General features: G+C 70.7%; 16 protein-coding genes. 13 read left to right on the plus strand and 3 right to left on the minus strand.

Going from position 1 to position 16,035, the window contains the following annotated elements; genetic code table 11:
- The first annotated feature begins 8 nt into the window (after window positions 1–8).
- Both ABD191_RS13040 and tilS read left to right on the plus strand, forming a co-directional pair.
- A complete protein-coding gene (locus ABD191_RS13040) occupies window positions 9–1,073 on the plus strand; it encodes a zinc-dependent metalloprotease (RefSeq protein ID WP_344080805.1) in 1,065 nt (354 codons plus the stop codon).
- 8 nt (window positions 1,074–1,081) lie between these two features.
- The gene (gene tilS, locus ABD191_RS13045) at window positions 1,082–2,086 is read left to right on the plus strand and encodes a tRNA lysidine(34) synthetase TilS (protein ID WP_344080808.1); all 1,005 of its coding nucleotides are present in this window, start codon (window positions 1,082–1,084) and stop codon (window positions 2,084–2,086) included.
- Here the strand turns inward: tilS and ABD191_RS13050 are convergent.
- Window positions 2,083–3,054, minus strand: coding sequence for a GlxA family transcriptional regulator (locus ABD191_RS13050; protein ID WP_344080811.1), 972 nt, complete (start codon window positions 3,052–3,054; stop codon window positions 2,083–2,085). The two genes, tilS and ABD191_RS13050, sit on opposite strands and share 4 nt — an antisense overlap.
- Before the next feature lie 165 nt (window positions 3,055–3,219).
- On the opposite strand from ABD191_RS13050, the gene ABD191_RS13055 reads away from it, so the two are divergent.
- The 4 genes from ABD191_RS13055 (at window position 3,220) to folE (ending at window position 7,016) form a co-directional block, all read left to right on the plus strand.
- The gene (locus ABD191_RS13055; RefSeq protein WP_344080814.1) at window positions 3,220–3,345 is read left to right on the plus strand and encodes a hypothetical protein; all 126 of its coding nucleotides are present in this window, start codon (window positions 3,220–3,222) and stop codon (window positions 3,343–3,345) included.
- A 95-nt stretch (window positions 3,346–3,440) separates the two neighbouring features.
- Window positions 3,441–4,037, plus strand: a complete 597-nt coding sequence (gene hpt / locus ABD191_RS13060) for a hypoxanthine phosphoribosyltransferase (protein ID WP_344080817.1) — start codon at window positions 3,441–3,443, stop codon at window positions 4,035–4,037.
- Window positions 4,038–4,260: 223 nt separating this feature from the next.
- On the plus strand, window positions 4,261–6,321 hold the full coding sequence (ftsH, locus tag ABD191_RS13065; RefSeq protein WP_344080820.1) for an ATP-dependent zinc metalloprotease FtsH: 2,061 nt from the start codon (window positions 4,261–4,263) through the stop codon (window positions 6,319–6,321).
- A 26-nt stretch (window positions 6,322–6,347) separates the two neighbouring features.
- Window positions 6,348–7,016 carry a GTP cyclohydrolase I FolE gene (gene folE / locus ABD191_RS13070; RefSeq protein WP_344081153.1) on the plus strand — a complete coding sequence of 223 codons (669 nt, stop codon included), beginning with the start codon at window positions 6,348–6,350 and terminating at the stop codon, window positions 7,014–7,016.
- A 6-nt stretch (window positions 7,017–7,022) separates the two neighbouring features.
- Here folE and ABD191_RS13075 read toward each other — a convergent pair whose 3' ends face one another.
- Both ABD191_RS13075 and ABD191_RS13080 read right to left on the minus strand, forming a co-directional pair.
- Window positions 7,023–8,183 carry a hypothetical protein gene (locus ABD191_RS13075; RefSeq protein ID WP_344080823.1) on the minus strand — a complete coding sequence of 387 codons (1,161 nt, stop codon included), beginning with the start codon at window positions 8,181–8,183 and terminating at the stop codon, window positions 7,023–7,025.
- 84 nt (window positions 8,184–8,267) lie between these two features.
- A complete protein-coding gene (locus ABD191_RS13080; RefSeq protein ID WP_344080826.1) occupies window positions 8,268–8,930 on the minus strand; it encodes a hypothetical protein in 663 nt (220 codons plus the stop codon).
- Between the two features lie 53 nt (window positions 8,931–8,983).
- Here ABD191_RS13080 and ABD191_RS13085 point away from each other — a divergent pair, with 53 nt between their 5' ends.
- The 7 genes from ABD191_RS13085 to ABD191_RS13115 all read left to right on the plus strand — a co-directional run bounded on the left by ABD191_RS13085 (window position 8,984) and on the right by ABD191_RS13115 (window position 16,030).
- A complete protein-coding gene (locus ABD191_RS13085) occupies window positions 8,984–10,321 on the plus strand; it encodes a hypothetical protein (RefSeq protein WP_344080829.1) in 1,338 nt (445 codons plus the stop codon).
- Between the two features lie 91 nt (window positions 10,322–10,412).
- Window positions 10,413–10,892, plus strand: a complete 480-nt coding sequence (locus ABD191_RS13090; protein WP_344080832.1) for a hypothetical protein — start codon at window positions 10,413–10,415, stop codon at window positions 10,890–10,892.
- The gene (locus ABD191_RS13095; RefSeq protein WP_344080834.1) at window positions 10,889–12,106 is read left to right on the plus strand and encodes a hypothetical protein; all 1,218 of its coding nucleotides are present in this window, start codon (window positions 10,889–10,891) and stop codon (window positions 12,104–12,106) included. Before ABD191_RS13090 ends, ABD191_RS13095 begins: the two co-directional genes overlap by 4 nt.
- A complete protein-coding gene (locus ABD191_RS13100; RefSeq protein ID WP_344080836.1) occupies window positions 12,094–13,218 on the plus strand; it encodes a S8 family serine peptidase in 1,125 nt (374 codons plus the stop codon). The genes ABD191_RS13095 and ABD191_RS13100 overlap by 13 nt, the downstream gene beginning before the upstream one ends.
- A gap of 106 nt (window positions 13,219–13,324) precedes the next feature.
- A complete protein-coding gene (locus ABD191_RS13105; RefSeq protein ID WP_344080839.1) occupies window positions 13,325–14,512 on the plus strand; it encodes a MalT transcriptional regulator family protein in 1,188 nt (395 codons plus the stop codon).
- Window positions 14,500–15,597: a S8 family serine peptidase gene (locus ABD191_RS13110; RefSeq protein ID WP_344080842.1), complete on the plus strand. Its 1,098-nt coding sequence runs from the start codon at window positions 14,500–14,502 to the stop codon at window positions 15,595–15,597. Before ABD191_RS13105 ends, ABD191_RS13110 begins: the two co-directional genes overlap by 13 nt.
- A gap of 4 nt (window positions 15,598–15,601) precedes the next feature.
- Window positions 15,602–16,030 carry a cupin domain-containing protein gene (locus ABD191_RS13115; RefSeq protein ID WP_425560712.1) on the plus strand — a complete coding sequence of 143 codons (429 nt, stop codon included), beginning with the start codon at window positions 15,602–15,604 and terminating at the stop codon, window positions 16,028–16,030.
- The last annotated feature ends 5 nt before the right edge of the window (window positions 16,031–16,035 follow it).

Genomic DNA, 16,035 nt, shown 5'->3' on the forward strand with positions numbered 1-16,035 from the left:
GTGGGCCCATGGCGCAGTTCGTCGACTGGGATCTTGCCGCTGCTACGGCCGGCAAGCTGGGCAAGACCGGACCGCGGGTCACCCTCGAGGAGGCCACCGCGGTCGTCGCCGAGCTGCGGGTGCTCGCCGACGAGGCCGCGGCGCACGTCGCGGAGTACACGAACCTTCATCCGGCCGGCCCGCCGTCGCCCGTACGGGTGGTTGACCGGCGCGACTGGGCCAACGCGAACGTGGACGGGCTGCGGGAGGTCGTGGCCCCGCTCGTCGGCCGGCTGACCAGCGGGCGCGAGCCGAGCGGGGTGTTCGACGCGGTCGGCGCCCGGGCCGCCGGCGTGCAGGCGGGCGCCGTCCTGGCGTACCTGTCGGGCAAGGTCCTCGGGCAGTACGAGGTGTTCTCCGCCGATCCGGGCCAGCTCCTGCTCGTGGCGCCGAACATCGTCGACGCGGAGCGTTCGCTGAACGCCGACCCGCGCGACTTCCGGCTATGGGTGTGCCTGCACGAGGTCACCCACCGCACGCAGTTCACGGCCGTGCCGTGGCTGCGCGGGCACTTCCTCGCCGAGGTCGCCGCGTTCGTCGACGCGACCGGTACGGGCGAGGAGTTCGTGGCCCGGGCGCGGCGCGCGATCGGCGTCGTCTCCGACGTGGTCCGCGACCCGAGCAGCCGGGGCTCGATCCTCGACATCGTGCAGACGCCCAACCAGAAGGTCCTCCTGGACCGCATCACGGCCCTGATGACGTTGCTGGAGGGGCACGCCGAGTTCGTCATGGACGGCGTCGGCCCCGACGTGGTGCCGTCCGTGGCCGACATCCGCGCGAAGTTCAACCGCCGCCGCGAGACCGCCAACCCGGTCGAGTCCCTGATCCGCCGCCTGCTCGGCGTGGACGCGAAGCTGCGCCAGTACGCCGAGGGCCGCACGTTCGTCCACCAGGTCGTCGACAAGGTCGGCATGGCGGGCTTCAACAAGGTCTGGACCTCGCCGCTGACCCTGCCCCTGCTCGACGAGCTCGCCGACCCGCAGAAGTGGATCGACCGGGTGGGCGCGGCCCCGCCGGCCGTCGAGGCGGACTGACGCGGCTCATGGGTCGCCTCGACCCCGCCGTCGCGGAGCTCCGCAACGCTGTCGCCGCCGCGCTCCCGCCGCCCGCCGGCGACGCCCCCTTGGCGCTCGTGGCCTGTTCGGGCGGGGCGGACTCCCTGGCGCTCGCCGCCGCCACGGCGTTCGTGGCGCCCCGCCGGGGGTGGCGGGCCGGCCTGGTGACGGTCGACCACGCCCTGCAGGAGGGTTCCGACGAGCGCGCGGCGTCCGTGGCGGGCTGGGCGCTCGGCGCGGGTTTCGCCCCGGTGGTCGTCGAGACCGTCGTCGTGGCCGGGCCGGGCGGCCCGGAGGCGGCCGCGCGCGACGCCCGCTACACCGCCCTGGTACGCGCGGCGAGCGCGCATTCGGCGCGTACCGTCCTGCTCGGACACACCCGCGACGACCAGGCGGAGACCGTGTTGCTGGCCCTGGTGCGCGGCGCCGGTCCGCGCGGCCTGGCCGGGATGCCGGCGGTCCGTTCCCGCGACGGGGTGGACTTCGCGCGCCCGCTGCTGGACGTGTCCCGGGAGACGACCCGGGCGGCGTGCGCGGCGCTCGGCCTGTCGCCGTGGGACGACCCGCACAACGTGGACCCGGCGTTCGCCCGCGCCCGTGCCCGCGCCCTCCTGGGCGACCTGGTGAAGGCCCTGGGGCCGGCCGTGGTCGACAACCTGGCCCGTACGGCGACGTTGACGGCGGCCGACACCCGCGCCCTCGACGACCTGGCCCGTACGGCCCTCGCCGCGGCCCGCGCACCCGATGGCGCCCTGCGGGTGGCCGCGCTGGTCGCGTTGCCGGACGCGGTGCGCACCCGGGTGCTGCACGCGTGGGCGCGCTCCCTGGGCGTACCCGGCTCGGCGCTGTCGTATGTGCACGTGCGGGCCCTGGACGCCCTCGTCACGGCCTGGCACGGCCAGGGGCCGGTCGCGCTGCCGGGCGACGTCCGTGTCGCTCGCGCGTCCGGCCGCCTGCGCGCCGTCGCGCCCGACACCGGTGCCGGTCGCTAGGCCGGGACGCGGTGCTCGGCGGGGCAGAAGGTCGCGCGGTAGCTCTGCGGGGTGGCGCCGACCCGGCGGGTGAAGTGGTGGCGCAGGGTGGCGGCGTCGCCGAACCCGGCGCGGGCGGCCACGGACTCGACGCTCAGTGTCGTCTCCTCCAGCAGCCGGCGGGCGAGCAGGACCCGCTGCGCGGTGAGCCAGTCGAACGGCGTCGTGCCGGTCTCGGCCCGGAACCGCCGGGCGAACGTGCGCGGCGACATGTGGGCCCGCGCCGCCAGTTCCTCGATCGTGACCGGCGCCCGCAGGTTCTCGATCATCCAGGTGAGCAGCGGCGTGAGGGTCGGCGCTTCCGGGGTACGCGGCAGTGGCGTCTCGATGTACTGCGCCTGGCCGCCCTCGCGGTGCGGCGGGACCACCATGCGGCGGGCGAGGCGGGTGGCGACCTCGGAGCCGTGCTCCCGGCGCACCAGGTGCAGGCAGAGGTCGATGCCGGCGGCGGTGCCCGCGCTGGTCACGACCGGGCCGTCCTCCACGTACAGGGCGTGGGGGTGGACCTTCGCCTTGGGGAAGCGGGCCGCGAGCTCATCCGCGTACTTCCAGTGGGTGGTGCATTCGCGGCCGTCGAGCAGCCCGGCCTCGCCGAGGAGGAACGCTCCGGAGCAGAGGCTGAGCACTGTCGCGCCGCGGTCGACGGCCGCGCGCAGCGCCTCGCCGACGATGTCGGGCAGGGTGACGCCACGGGGATGCGCGGGCACGGCGACAAGGTCGGCCTCCGCCAGCGGTGACAGGTCCGCCTGAGGTTGGATCATGAAACCCGATTTCGTACGGACGGGAGCGCCGTCGACGGAGCACGTCGTGAAGTCGTAGTACGGGAAGCCGTCCTCGGTGCGGTCGGTGCCGAACACCTCGCAGACGACCCCGAGTTCGAAGGGTGCGATCTCGTCCAGCAGGACGGCGGCGACCCGGCGAATGGCCATGTGACGAGGGTAACTCGATCGCTGGCAGGATGTCGATGTCCTTTGGCATTACTGCCACTGTCAGGTGCGGGTGGACAGCGACATCCTTATTGATGAAACCGGTGCGCACCGGCGACGAACACCCCAAACGACTGTTTTTCACCCACCCGAAAGGGCGTCGTCGCCATGGAACTCCTGCTCATGCTCGTACTCTTCGTCTTCCTCCCGTTGGCCGCGCTGGCCGGCTTCGGCGCCGACAGCCGCGACCACCTGCAGTGGAACCCACGCCACGGAGGCCGACGGATCCCGTGACGCACAGCACCCCGTGAGATGACCGCTACGCAGCGGCGCTCGCGGGGTGCCCCCTTCCCCCGTGTGTCCGTCGGGGATGCGGCAGGCTGTAGACCATGGGTGAAGGAACCGGCGCCTCGGGCAGGACCGTCGTCGCGGACGACGCCGACATCGAGCGGGTCGTTGTCAGCGACGAGGAGATCTCTGCCAAGATCGACGAGCTGGCCAGGCAGGTGGCCGCCGACTACGCCGACGTGGACAGCGTGCTGCTTGTGTGCGTACTCAAGGGCGCGGTCATGTTCATGGCCGACTTCGCCCGGGCGCTGGGCCGCCACGGCCGGCCGGTCGAGCTGGAGTTCATGGCCGTCTCGTCGTACGGGCAGCGCACCACCTCCTCGGGCGTCGTGCGCATCTTGAAAGATCTCGACCGGGACATCGCCGGCCGGCACGTGCTCGTCGTCGAGGACATCGTCGACTCCGGGCTGACCCTCAACTGGCTGCTGAAGTACCTGGCCAGCCGGTCGGCCGCCACGGTCGAGGTGGTCGCCCTGGTGCGCAAGCCCGAGGCCGTGAAGGTGGACGTGAAGGTCCGTTACATCGGGTTCGACATCGCGAACGAGTTCGTCGTCGGGTACGGGCTGGACTACGCGGAGCGGTACCGTGAGCTGCCCTACATCGGGGTGCTGCGCCCGGCGGTTTACTCCCGAGGGTGAGCCGCACCGCACGTAGGTGCCGGTTATGTCCGTTCTGTAGAGGCCCTGCCGGATCCGGCGGGGCCATTCTGGCGAGCACGGTGTACCTTCGAATGACCGGGCGACGTCCAGGTCGCACCCGGTGTCGTGTTGGCCACCACCAGCGCGGCGGTTGTGCAGGTCAGCGGGGCTTTCCGCACAGTGACTGATCGGGAGGGTTGAGCGCGGCAGCGCTCACAACAGCATGGAACGTACCCGAGGCATCTTCCGCCGGCCGGTGATCTGGCTGCTTCTGGTGATCGCCGGTGCTATCGCGCTCAGCGCGATGTTCACGGGTGGGCCGGACTACAAGCGCACGGACACCTCGCTCGCCATGTCCCAGCTCACGGGCGGCAACGTCAAGACCGCTGAGTTCGAGGCGCGTGAGCAGAACCTGAACCTGATCCTCAAGCAGAAGATCACGGTGAAGGGCGCCACGACCGACCACATCACCACCCAGGTCCCGGCCGAGTCCAGCGATGAGATCTACAACCAGTTCATCAACGCGGCCAACGAGAAGCAGATCGAGTCGTTCAACACGACCGTGACCCAGGAAAGCGTCCTGCTCAGCCTGCTGGTCAACCTGCTGCCGATCGCGATCCTGGTGATCCTGCTGCTGCTGTTCATGTCGCAGATGCAGGGCGGCGGCTCCCGCGTGCTCAACTTCGGCAAGTCCAAGGCCAAGTTGATCACCAAGGACACCCCGAAGACCACGTTCGCCGACGTGGCCGGCGCCGACGAGGCGGTCGAGGAACTGCACGAGATCAAGGACTTCCTGCAGAACCCGGCGAAGTACCAGGCCCTCGGCGCCAAGATCCCCAAGGGCGTCCTGCTCTACGGCCAGCCGGGCACGGGCAAGACCCTGCTCGCCCGCGCGGTGGCCGGCGAGGCCGGCGTCCCCTTCTACTCGATCTCCGGCTCCGACTTCGTCGAGATGTTCGTCGGCGTCGGCGCGAGCCGCGTGCGTGACCTGTTCGAGCAGGCCAAGGCGAACGCCCCGGCCATCGTGTTCGTCGACGAGATCGACGCCGTCGGCCGCCACCGCGGCGCCGGCCTGGGCGGCGGTCACGACGAGCGCGAGCAGACCCTCAACCAGCTGCTCGTCGAGATGGACGGCTTCGACACCAAGGGCGGTGTCGTCCTGATCGCGGCCACCAACCGGCCCGACATCCTCGACCCGGCCCTGCTGCGCCCGGGCCGCTTCGACCGGCAGATCGCCGTCGACAACCCCGACATGGAGGGCCGCAAGGCCATCCTGCGGGTGCACGCGAAGGGCAAGCCGTTCTCGCCCGACGTCGACCTCGACTCGGTGGCCCGCCGCACGCCCGGCTTCACGGGCGCCGACCTGGCCAACGTGATCAACGAGGCCGCGCTGCTGACCGCCCGCCACGACAAGCGGGCGATCACGAACGAGTTCCTCGAGGAGTCGATCGACCGGGTGATCGCCGGCCCGGAGCGGCGCACCCGCGCGATGAGCGACCACGAGAAGAAGATCACCGCGTACCACGAGGGTGGCCACGCCCTGGTCGCCTGGGCCATGCCGCAGCTGGCCCCGGTGCACAAGGTGACGATCCTGCCGCGCGGGCGCTCTCTGGGTCACACCCTGGTGCTCCCGACGGAGGACAAGTACACCCAGACCCGCGCCGAGATGATCGACACCCTGGCGTACGCGCTGGGCGGCCGGGCCGCTGAGGAGCTGGTCTTCCACGAGCCGACCACGGGCGCCGGCAACGACATCGAGAAGGCGACCAGCATCGCCCGGGCGATGATCACCCAGTACGGCATGAGCTCGAAGCTGGGCGCCATCAAGTACGGCACGAGCAACGACGAGCCGTTCCTGGGCCGCCAGATGGGCCACACCCGCGACTACTCCGAGGCGATCGCCGCGGAGATCGACGCCGAGGTGCGTTCGCTCATCGAGACGGCGCACGACGAGGCGTGGGACATCCTGGTGGAGTACCGCGACGTCCTCGACAACATCGTGCTGGAGCTGATCGAGAAGGAGACGATCAGCCACCAGGACATGGCCCGCCTCTGCGCCCGGGTGCAGAAGCGCCGCCCGATGGCCCCGTTCAACGGCTTCGGCAAGCGCCAGCCGCCGAGCGAGGAGCGCCCGCCGGTGCTCACGCCCGCCGAGATGGAGGCCCTCAAGGTCTCCGCCGCGGCGGACGGCGCCCAGGCCCACGCCGCCAACGGCGGCGCTGAGGCCCAGCGTTCCACGCCCGCCGCGGGCGAGGCGCAGGCGAACGGGGACGGTCCGCTCTGAACCGCGTTGACGACGCGTCGGGCTCCATCGCTGATGGCTCAGCGACGGAGCCCGACGATGCTCCCGGCCTGGACTTCCTGGCCGCCCGCCTGATCAACGGCCGCCTGACGGGCGGGCCGGTTGAGGACTCTGTCGATCTGGCCCGCATCGAGAAGGCGGTCCGGGAGATCCTCATCGCGATCGGCGAGGACCCGGACCGCGACGGCCTGGTGCGCACCCCCGGCCGGGTCGCCCGCGCGTACGCGGAGCTGTTCGCCGGCCTGCGGGTCGACCCGCGTGAGGTGCTCACGACGTCGTTCGAGGCCGACCACGACGAGCTCGTGCTCGTACGCGACATCGAGGTCACCTCGACCTGCGAGCACCACCTGCTGCCGTTCACCGGCACCGCACACATCGGCTACATTCCCGGTGCGGACGGTCGCATCACCGGCCTGTCCAAGCTCGCCCGCCTCGTCGAGGTGTACGCCCGCCGCCCCCAGGTGCAGGAGCGGCTGACCTCCCAGATCGCGGACACCCTCATGGACGCCCTGAACCCGCGCGGCGTCATCGTGGTCGTCGACTGCGCGCACACCTGCATGTCGATGCGCGGCATCCAGAAGCCCGGCTCCCGGACGGTCACCTCGGCCGTCCGCGGCATCTTCCAGGCCGACGCCAAGTCCCGCGCCGAGGCGATGAGCCTCATCCTCCACGCCTGACCGTCGTCACGCCGGCTGCGGCAGGCTCAGCGGCGGCGGGGACGTCGGCAGCGTCGTGCTGGTGTCGAGGTTCGTGAGGCGGATCAGCTCCTTCAGGTAGCGCTTGACGATCAGGTCTGTCGCGTCCGCCAGCTCCCGGCCCGTCTGAACGGCCTGCCAGAACTGGTAGAACTCGTACAGCGCCGCGCTGCCGAACACCACCGGCCCGATGACGGTGGGGGCGGTCGCCTCCGCCGCCTGCGCGGCCACTAGGGCCGCCACCGCCATGTCGATGACCCGGACGAGCACGTCGGCCAGCTTCGTGACCAGCGCGCACACGCTCTCGCCGATCCGCTTGTAGCAGTCGGCGACCTGGTTGAGCCACTCCTGGGTACCGACGTGGGACAGGCCGAACAGCCGCAGGTGCTCCTGGAACGCCTCCGACGCCTGGCCCTGCCACACCGCGCGGACGTTGATCTGGTTCTCGGCGAAGTTCTGGTTCACGGCCGCGCAGGCCCGGCCGATGTTGGTGAACACGTCGGCGAGCTGGAGCATGGCCGGCCAGTTGCCCGCCACCGGCTTGATGATCTCGGCGAAGATGTCGATCGGGCGGTCGCACCAGCCCAACCGCGCGCCGATCGCGGTGGCCTGCCAGACCAGGTCGCGCCCGGAGCGGGTCAGGCTGAACGGGTCGCGGGTCCAGTCGATCGGGTTGGTGGCGAAGTCGCCGCGGTGATCCGCCGGCGGCAACAGGTGCGCCCTGGGTCGCACCACGTCCGTGAACAGCGGCACGGGCGGGTCGAGCGGATCGTAGCGGCGGGTCAGGTTCTCCGGGTGCTCCGCGCCACGCCACGTCCGGTCGGTGCGGGCCGCGGCCTTCAGGTCGGTCTCCCCGTAGTACTGCGAGACCCTGATGAGCCGGTCGGCGACCTCCGCGCCGTGCATGGCGAGCCCCGTACGCAGCTGGGTGTTGACCGCGTCGACCACCTTGTCGTGGGCCGGTTTGACCAGGGCGATCAGCGCGCCGACCGAGGACACCTCACGCCACGGCAGGTCGCGGTAGGTGTGCAGATAGTCGGCGCCGGCGCTCGCGTCGCCGCAGGCGCGCAGCACCATTCTGGTGAGCCCGGGAAGTTCATGAACGTCCACGGAAAAGGGAAGGTCGCGCACGTCGGTGTCGTAGGCCATCGTCGCCCCCCGTTACGGTCGGATGCCTCTTTGTAGGCCACCGGGCCGGCGCGCGGCAACGACGGATCGCAACCTGTGGATAACTCAGCGCACCCAGGCGAGCAACCCGAGCGCGCAGCACAGGACGACGTTGGGCGCGAAGCAGATGAGCGCCCCCAGGCGCGGCGAGCGGGGCGCCCGGCCGATCGTGAGATAGCCCGCGACCCAGGCGATCACCGGGAAGACCAGGCCACACAGCGGCGCCCAGAACACGCCGCTGATCTCGTCGGCCACGCCCAGAAAAATGATCAGCTGCATGACGAGGACGATCCCCGCGTACGCGCCGTAGATTAGCGCGTTGCGTGGCCACGCCGTCCCGGCGTTCCCGGCCGCCGGCGCAGGGGCCGGCGCTGGCGGGTCCGCGAAGCGTACGCTGCCCGGCGCGGCGAGCAGCCGGTCCGCCAGATCCAGAGTGGACGCGCCGGTCGTGACGGCCTCCGCCACAGTCGCGGCGCTGAGGTCGCCGAGCGCCGTACGCGCGCCCGACACCTCGGCAGGAGTCGGCGCGAGCGACGGTACGGGCACCCCGTTGGCCGCGGCGACCTCCGCGAAGCGGGCCTGCTGCAGCAGCAGCCGCTCACGCAGAGCCGGCAGTGCGGCCGGTTCGGCGCCCGCACGGGCCGCCGCCACCACGAGCGCGGCCACGAGCCGATGGGCCTGTGCCGCCTGAGACAGGGCGGCCACCCCATCGGGACCCGAATCCACCACGCCGTCAGCGTACGGTGTGGTCGCCGGTGGACCGTGATGGATACGGTGTGCGCGTGGCGAGCGATCCGGTCGTACTCAAGACATTGGCCAGGCTGCGCCGCGCGGACCCGGCGGCGGCCCGACTGGCCCAGACCGGCCTGGACGACCTGCTCGCCGAGGGCGGACTCGCCGACCTGACCCAACACGACCTGCAGACCTACCTCTGGTTCACGCTGCCTGAGCACGACGAGTCGCCGCTGACCGCGGCCGCGCTCGCGCGGTTCTTCGAGCTTGCCGAGCTGGAGCGCTACGCCGGCATCGCGGAAGCCGAGACGACCAGGGAGGTGCTGCGCACCTACGCCGAGCGCGGCCAGACGGCCGGCCAGCGGGCCGCCACCCGGGCCATGGAGGCCTCCGGCGTCGTCCCGCCCGACCTGCCCGAACTCGAATGGGGCGAGGCGATGGGCACCGCCGAGGCCGCCGCGTACGACAGCGTCGCGACCACCCTGGAACTCGCGCTCGCCACCGGCGACCTGAAGCCGGGCGCCCGGGGCTGGCGGGTAACCCAGGCGCGGCTCACCCGCATCCAGCTCACCATGGCCCGCCACGACGGGCCGCCGTTCCTCGAACGCATCCGCGTCGAACGGCTGGAACTGTGGGCGCGCCACGGCGGCCAGGCCCGCCGCGCCCTCGCCAGCGCGGCGCTGGGCAACCTGACGTCCACGCCCGCGGTGCCGTCCGATGTGGCTGAGCGCATGGAACCCATGCAATGGCTGCTGGAGTTCGCCAACGGCCGCCCCGGCGACGCGCCCGGCGTCCCGCTTACGGTCACCGGCAACCTGGCCCGCCGCGTCGTTCAGGAAGCCGCCGAACGGTTCAACTGGTGGGACCTGCCCGACCGGCTGCCCCGCTCCGAGGGCGACATGTGGCGCCTCACCGTCCTGCGTACGGTCCTCGCCTCCGCCGGCGCCCTGCGCCGCGTCGGCCGCAAGCTGCTGCTCGGCACCCGCGGCCGGGGCCTGCTCGGCAACCCGCTCGCCCAGTGGCAGACCGCCACCGAACACCTGCTCGCGTCGTCGGGTTTCGAGGCGGCCGCCCAGGAGGCCGCGCTGCTGCTGTTGCTGCAGGCCGGCGGCATGGTCGAGATGCGCGAACTCGTCGCCGAGGTCGCCGACGTCGTCTCCGGCTCAGGCTGGCGCGACACCGGCAACGGCTCGCCCCCCGACGACCAGGACGTGAGTCGCGCGGTGTGGGCGTTCGTGCGCCGGTGCGAGCTGTGGTCACTGGTCGACTCGGGCCGTGGGCCCGGCTGGTCGACCCGGCTCCGCCTGTCGCCGGCCGGCCTCCTCGGCGGGTACGCCGCACTGCGCCACCAAGCGCTGCGTGCCCGCGCCGCCTCCGAAGTGGACTGACGCGTCATCCACAGGCCGTGTTCGTCGCTGGCCGGACAGTGACCAACCGCGATACCCTGCCCTACGGCCAGCACGCGCGAGGGGGGCGGGGATGGGCGACGTTCACCATGACTGGGACACGCTGGGGCCCAGCCAGGAGCCCACCGTCGACCTGCGGGTCAACCCGCGCGATCTCGGCGAGGCCGGTGCGGTCGTCGACAGGGAACTCGCCGACCACCTCCGACCGAGGGCCGTCGAGCTCGTCCGCGACTGTGAAGACGACCTGCTCACGTTCGGCCCCCGCTTCACGACCAGTTCCGTCTACGCCATGCGCGGCACCTACCAGGACGCACTCGCGCAGACGCTGGACAACGTCCGCGCGTACGTCACCGCCTCGCAGATCCTGATCGAGGCAATGCAGAAGATCCAATCCGGGTACGACTCGACGGACGGCGCGACCAGCGGCACCTTCGACGGCGCCGTCAAGGCGGCCATGGAGCGGGCCATGGGCGCGCTGGCCTACGAGAACGTCCAGCAGGCCAACCAGTACGTGTCCGATGTGCCCGACGGCTCCTGGGACGGCAAGCTGTGAGCGGGCAGTCGACCGGGGCGGACGCCAAGAGCCGCCTGACGGAGCTGTGGGCCCGACTGGCGCAGGAAACCCCGGAGGCCGGTGCGGCGCAGGTGAGAGCCTGGCTGGCGATCGATGGCATGTGCCGTCAGCACGCGGACGTGTTGGAGACCATGGCGACGCGGCTGGCCGACACGTGGACACCGACCAAAGGCAGTGCGGCGGAGGCGTTCCAGGCATTCGTTGGGCGACTGGTGGGGTCCATGCGGCTGACGGCGCAGGCCGCGTACCGCAACGGGCTGAACGTCGACGCCTTTCACCAGGACCTGATGGAGACCAGGACGGGTGTGGCCCGCCTGATGGCGGAGTTCGAACGGCGCGAGAACTCCGAGAGGACGAGTGGCAGTGGCGGCTTGGCCGGTTCGGCAGCGGCGATGTCGACGGGTGGGTGGCGACGTCGACTGGCGGATGATGCTGTCGCGCTCATGGCGGCCACTGACGCCAACGCCGACCTGGTCACGCGCATTGCCCAAGTCCCGCAGCGCTATGTTGTTGGCCATGACCGGTTTGCCGGCACACCGGGTGACCCGCTGAGCGGCGGAGGTGGTTCCGGTTCCGGAGGTTCGAACACGACGCAGGTTGGGCGGGATGGGGCCGCCTCCTCGTGGGCTGATGCGCCCCACGGTTCGAGCACGTCCGACCAGGGAGTGCCGGTGCTGACCGGCGGAGCAGTACCAGGACCAAGCTCCGGGTCCGCTGGTGGCGGTGGTTGGCACGCGTCAGGCGGTTCGGACTCTCCCGATCGTCCTACTGTTCCGGGCGGTTCCTCGGTGGGGAATCCCGGGGGCCGAATGGTCGGTCGGCTCCCCGCTGCTCCGGGTAATCCTGGCGGAGAGGCCGGGTCTTCGGGGCGTGCGGGCGGCATGCGGTCCGGCGCAAGCCCCAACGCAGGCGTTGGATCACATGGCGGTGGTCCGGCGGGCTTGATGGGTGCCCCGATGATGCCCATGACAGGTGGTATGCCGATCACCACGCGTGACGGCACCCGCATTGGCCGGCCGGGTGGGGTGATCGGTGGTCAGCGTGGTGAGCGCCCTTACGACCCGGACGACCCTTGGGCCGTGAGCGCCAAGGGGGTAGCACCGATCATCGGCGTTGAACAGATGGACACCACCGAAGAGTCTGACGAGGTCCTCCCGCCTGGTGTGGTGAAGGTCAGAGGATGGCCCAGGTGACCGCGGTTCGGGGGTTCGATACGCGGCGCCGTCGCATGCGGGCACGAATGCGACGGTGGTCGGCGTGCGCGCTGACCGGTTGGTTAGTCGTACTGGCGGTGCCACCCGCCCCAGCGGCGGCGATGGACAACATCGACGAGGGCCAGTGGTATGTGCAATCTCTGCGATTGCGGGAGGCACATCGGATTACGCAGGGGAAAGGTGTCACGGTCGCGGTGATCGATGGCGGCGTAGGTCGGCACGCTGACCTGGCCGGCAATGTGTTACCGGGCAAGGACGCGCGCCCGGGTACCGCTGAGCCGGACGCCCGCAATGATGAGAGCGGACATGGTACGGCGATGGCGGGTCTGATCGGCGCGCATGGTCGCGTGTTGGGAGTGGCGCCGCAGGCGACGATTCTTCCTCTGAAGTACAAGAGTCCGTCGACCCCGTTCGGTGAGATCGAGACATCGGTCAATTGGGCGGTAGCGCAGGGCGCCAAGGTCATATCCATCTCACAGGGCTACCCGACGGCGGGTGTATCGGACAGAAGAGCCGTGGAGAACGCCATCGCGGCCGATGTCGTGATAGTCGCCTCTGCCGGCAATGCCGATACCGGCACTCGGGTCGAGTACCCGGCGGCGTACCCGGGGGTCGTGGCTGTCGGGGGCGTTGACCGCGACGGCAATCATTCCAAGGTTTCGGTGCGGGGATTCGCGTTGGTGTTGTGCGCGCCGGCCGAAGACATCTCGTCGACGGCGCCCGGTGGCAAGTACCGGGTCGCCTCCGGAACCAGCAGCGCGACAGCGTTGGTGGCTGGGGCGGTGGCGCTGGTGCGGGCGAAGTTTCCCGAGCTGTCGGCGCAGGAGGTCATTCATCGGTTGACCGCTACAGCCGACGATAGGGGCCGGGCTGGGCGCGACGATGAGTACGGTTACGGGGTTATCAATATCGTCAGGGCGTTGACGGCCGACGTGCAGCCGAGCGCTGGTGCGCCGACCAGCGGCGGGTCGGCGACCGGGCCCGCTGGTGGCGGTTCGGGACGTTGGGTGTGGGTCGTGGGCGTGGCGGTGCTCTTGGGCGTACTCCTGGTGGTGGGGTTGTTGATGGCTCAGCGCGCTGGGCGCGGGTGAGTAAGGCGGTGACGAACCGGGCGATGGGCGCTTTCGCCTACGAGACCGTCCAGCAGACCAACCAGTACGTGTCCGATGTACCCGACGCGACGCGGGACGCGTCGCCATGAGCGACCAGACCAGCGAGCCAGACGCGAAAGCCCACATGGTCGAGCTGTGGGCTCGATTGGCGCAGGAAACTCCGGAGGCCGGTGCGGCGCAGGTGAGAGCCTGGCTGGCGATCGATGGCATGTGCCGTCAGCACGCGGACGTGTTGGAGGCCATGGCGACGCGGCTGGCCGACACGTGGACACCGACCAAAGGCAGTGCGGCGGAGGCGTTCCAGGCATTCGTTGGGCGACTGGTGGGGTCCATGCGGTTGACGGCGCAGGCCGCGTACCGCAACGGGCTGAGCGTCGACGCCTTTCACCAGGGCCTGATGGAGACCAGGACGGGTGTGGCCCGCCTGATGGCGGAGTTCGAACGGCGCGAAGCCGTGGAGAAAGCACGCGCCAGCGGCGGCATCGCGGGTTCGACGAGGACGATGGCATCGGCCGGCTGGCGCCGTCAGCTCGCCGATGAGGCGGCCGCCCTGGTGGCGGCCTCCGACGCCACCGCCGACATCGCTATGCGGGTTGCTCAGTTCCCCCAGCACTACAGTGTCGATTCCAGAGACGATGCCGAGCCCGAGCCGTCCGGTGGAAAGACGACGGGTGAGGGAGGCAGAGCCGGTGCCGGGGACTCGAACATGGGACCGGAAGTCTTCCCGCGTGGAGTGCCGGTGCTGGCGGGCGGCGTTGACTCACCAAGCTCCGGACCTGTCGGTTCCGGTGGCAGTCAAGCACCTGGCGGAACGCAGCCTGTCAGCGGTGCGGGCTTCCCAGGTCGTCAGTCAATGCCGGGCGGCTTGCCGATCGGGGTTCCGGAGGGTCGGGTGATTGGCGCGCATCCTATTGCCCCAGGCCCTCGTAGTGGTGACCCAGCGCCGACCGGGCGTGCCAGCGGGGTACGGCCCGGTGTGGCAACGGGCGGAGCGGCGGCGCACGGGGCGGTCGCCGCCGGGATGGTTGGCGCACCGATGATGCCTATGACGGGTGGTGTACCAACCACGGCACGGGACGGCACGCGCATCGGCCGGCCAGGCGGTGTGATTGGTGGGCAGCGTGGTAAGCGGCCCTACGATCCGGACGACCCTTGGGCTGTTGAGGCAGACGGCGTCACACCGATCATCGGTGCTGAGTGCGTCGACGCGGTCGAAGAGTCCGCTGGCGCTCTGCCGCCTGGTGTGGTGAAGGTCGAGGGATGGCCGAGGTGAACACCGGTTGGGGGCCCAGTGCGCGGCGGTGGTTGGCAGCCGTACTGGCGAGCTTGTTGGCCGTACTTGTGGCCCCACCGACTCCGGCGGTGGCACTGGACAGGATCGACAAAGGCCAGTGGTATGTGGACTTTCTCCGCCTGCAAGAAGCGCACAGGCTGACGCAAGGTGGGGGCGTCACCGTCGCGGTCATCGATGGCGGAGTCGGTCAGCACCCGGATCTGGCGGGAAATGTACTTCCGGGCAAGGACACCCGAACTGGAGTCGAGGAACCGGACGCCCGCAACGATGAGGACGGGCACGGCACCGCCATGGCGGGCCTTGTCGCGGCGCATGGCCGCATCCTAGGAGTTGCGCCGCAGGCCACGGTCCTTCCGGTGAAGAACCAGAGCCCTTCCACGCCATTCGGCGATATCGGAACGTCGATCGATTGGGCGGTGGCACAGGGCGCCAAGGTGCTGTCCATCTCGCAGGGTTCCCGGGACGACTCTGTCACGGAAAGACGAGCAGTGGAGAGGGCGATCGCAGCGGACGTCGTCATCGTTGCGTCCGCCGGAAATACCGACAGGGAAACCCGGGTCAAGTACCCGGCCGCGTACCCGGGGGTCGTGGCTGTCGGGGGCGTAGACCGCGACGGCAATCATTCCAAGGTTTCGGTTCGGGGATTCGCGTTGGTGTTGTGTGCGCCGGCCGAAGGCATCTCGTCGACGGCGCCCGGCGGCAAGTACCGGGTCGCCTCCGGGACCAGCAGCGCGACGGCGTTGGTGGCTGGGGCGGTGGCGCTGGTGCGGGCGAAGTTTCCCGAGCTGTCGGCGCAGGAGGTCATTCATCGGTTGACCGCTACAGCCGACGATAGGGGCCGGGCTGGGCGCGACGATGAGTACGGTTACGGGGTTGTCAACATCGTCAGGGCGTTGACGGCTGACGTGCAGCCGAGCGCTGGTGCGCCGACCAGCGGCGGGTCGGCGACCGGGCCCGCTGGTGGCGGTTCGGGACGTTGGGTGTGGGTCGCGGGCGTGGCGGTGCTCATGGGCGTACTCCTGGTGGTGGGGTTGTTGATGGCTCAGCGCGCTGGGCGCGGGTGAGAGGGTGGGCACCGACTACATCGCGGCGCTCGGGCTGGAGCCGCATCCGGAAGGCGGCTGGTACCGGCGGACGTGGGCGTCGCCGGTGACGTTCGTGCCGCCCGGCTACGGCGGTGCGCGGGCCGCCGCGACCGCGATCTACTTCCTGCTGCGACCCGGTGAGGTGTCGCGGTGGCACGTCGTGCGCTCTGCCGAACTGTGGTTGTGGCACGCGGGCGGCCCACTCGCGCTGACGCTGGGCGACGCGCTGCCCGTCGCGCGATCGGAGATCATCCTGGGTCCTCATGTGGGCGCCGGGCAGCAGCCGCAGGGCATCGTGCCGGGCGGCGTCTGGCAGACCGCCACACCCCGCGGGGACCAGCCCACCCTGGTCACCTGCGTCGTCGCGCCCGGCTTCGACTTTGCCGACTGGACGATGACGCCACCCGCCTGATCATG

The organism is Luedemannella helvata (assembly GCF_039528415.1).
In the GTDB taxonomy this organism is placed as follows: domain Bacteria; phylum Actinomycetota; class Actinomycetes; order Mycobacteriales; family Micromonosporaceae; genus Luedemannella; species Luedemannella helvata.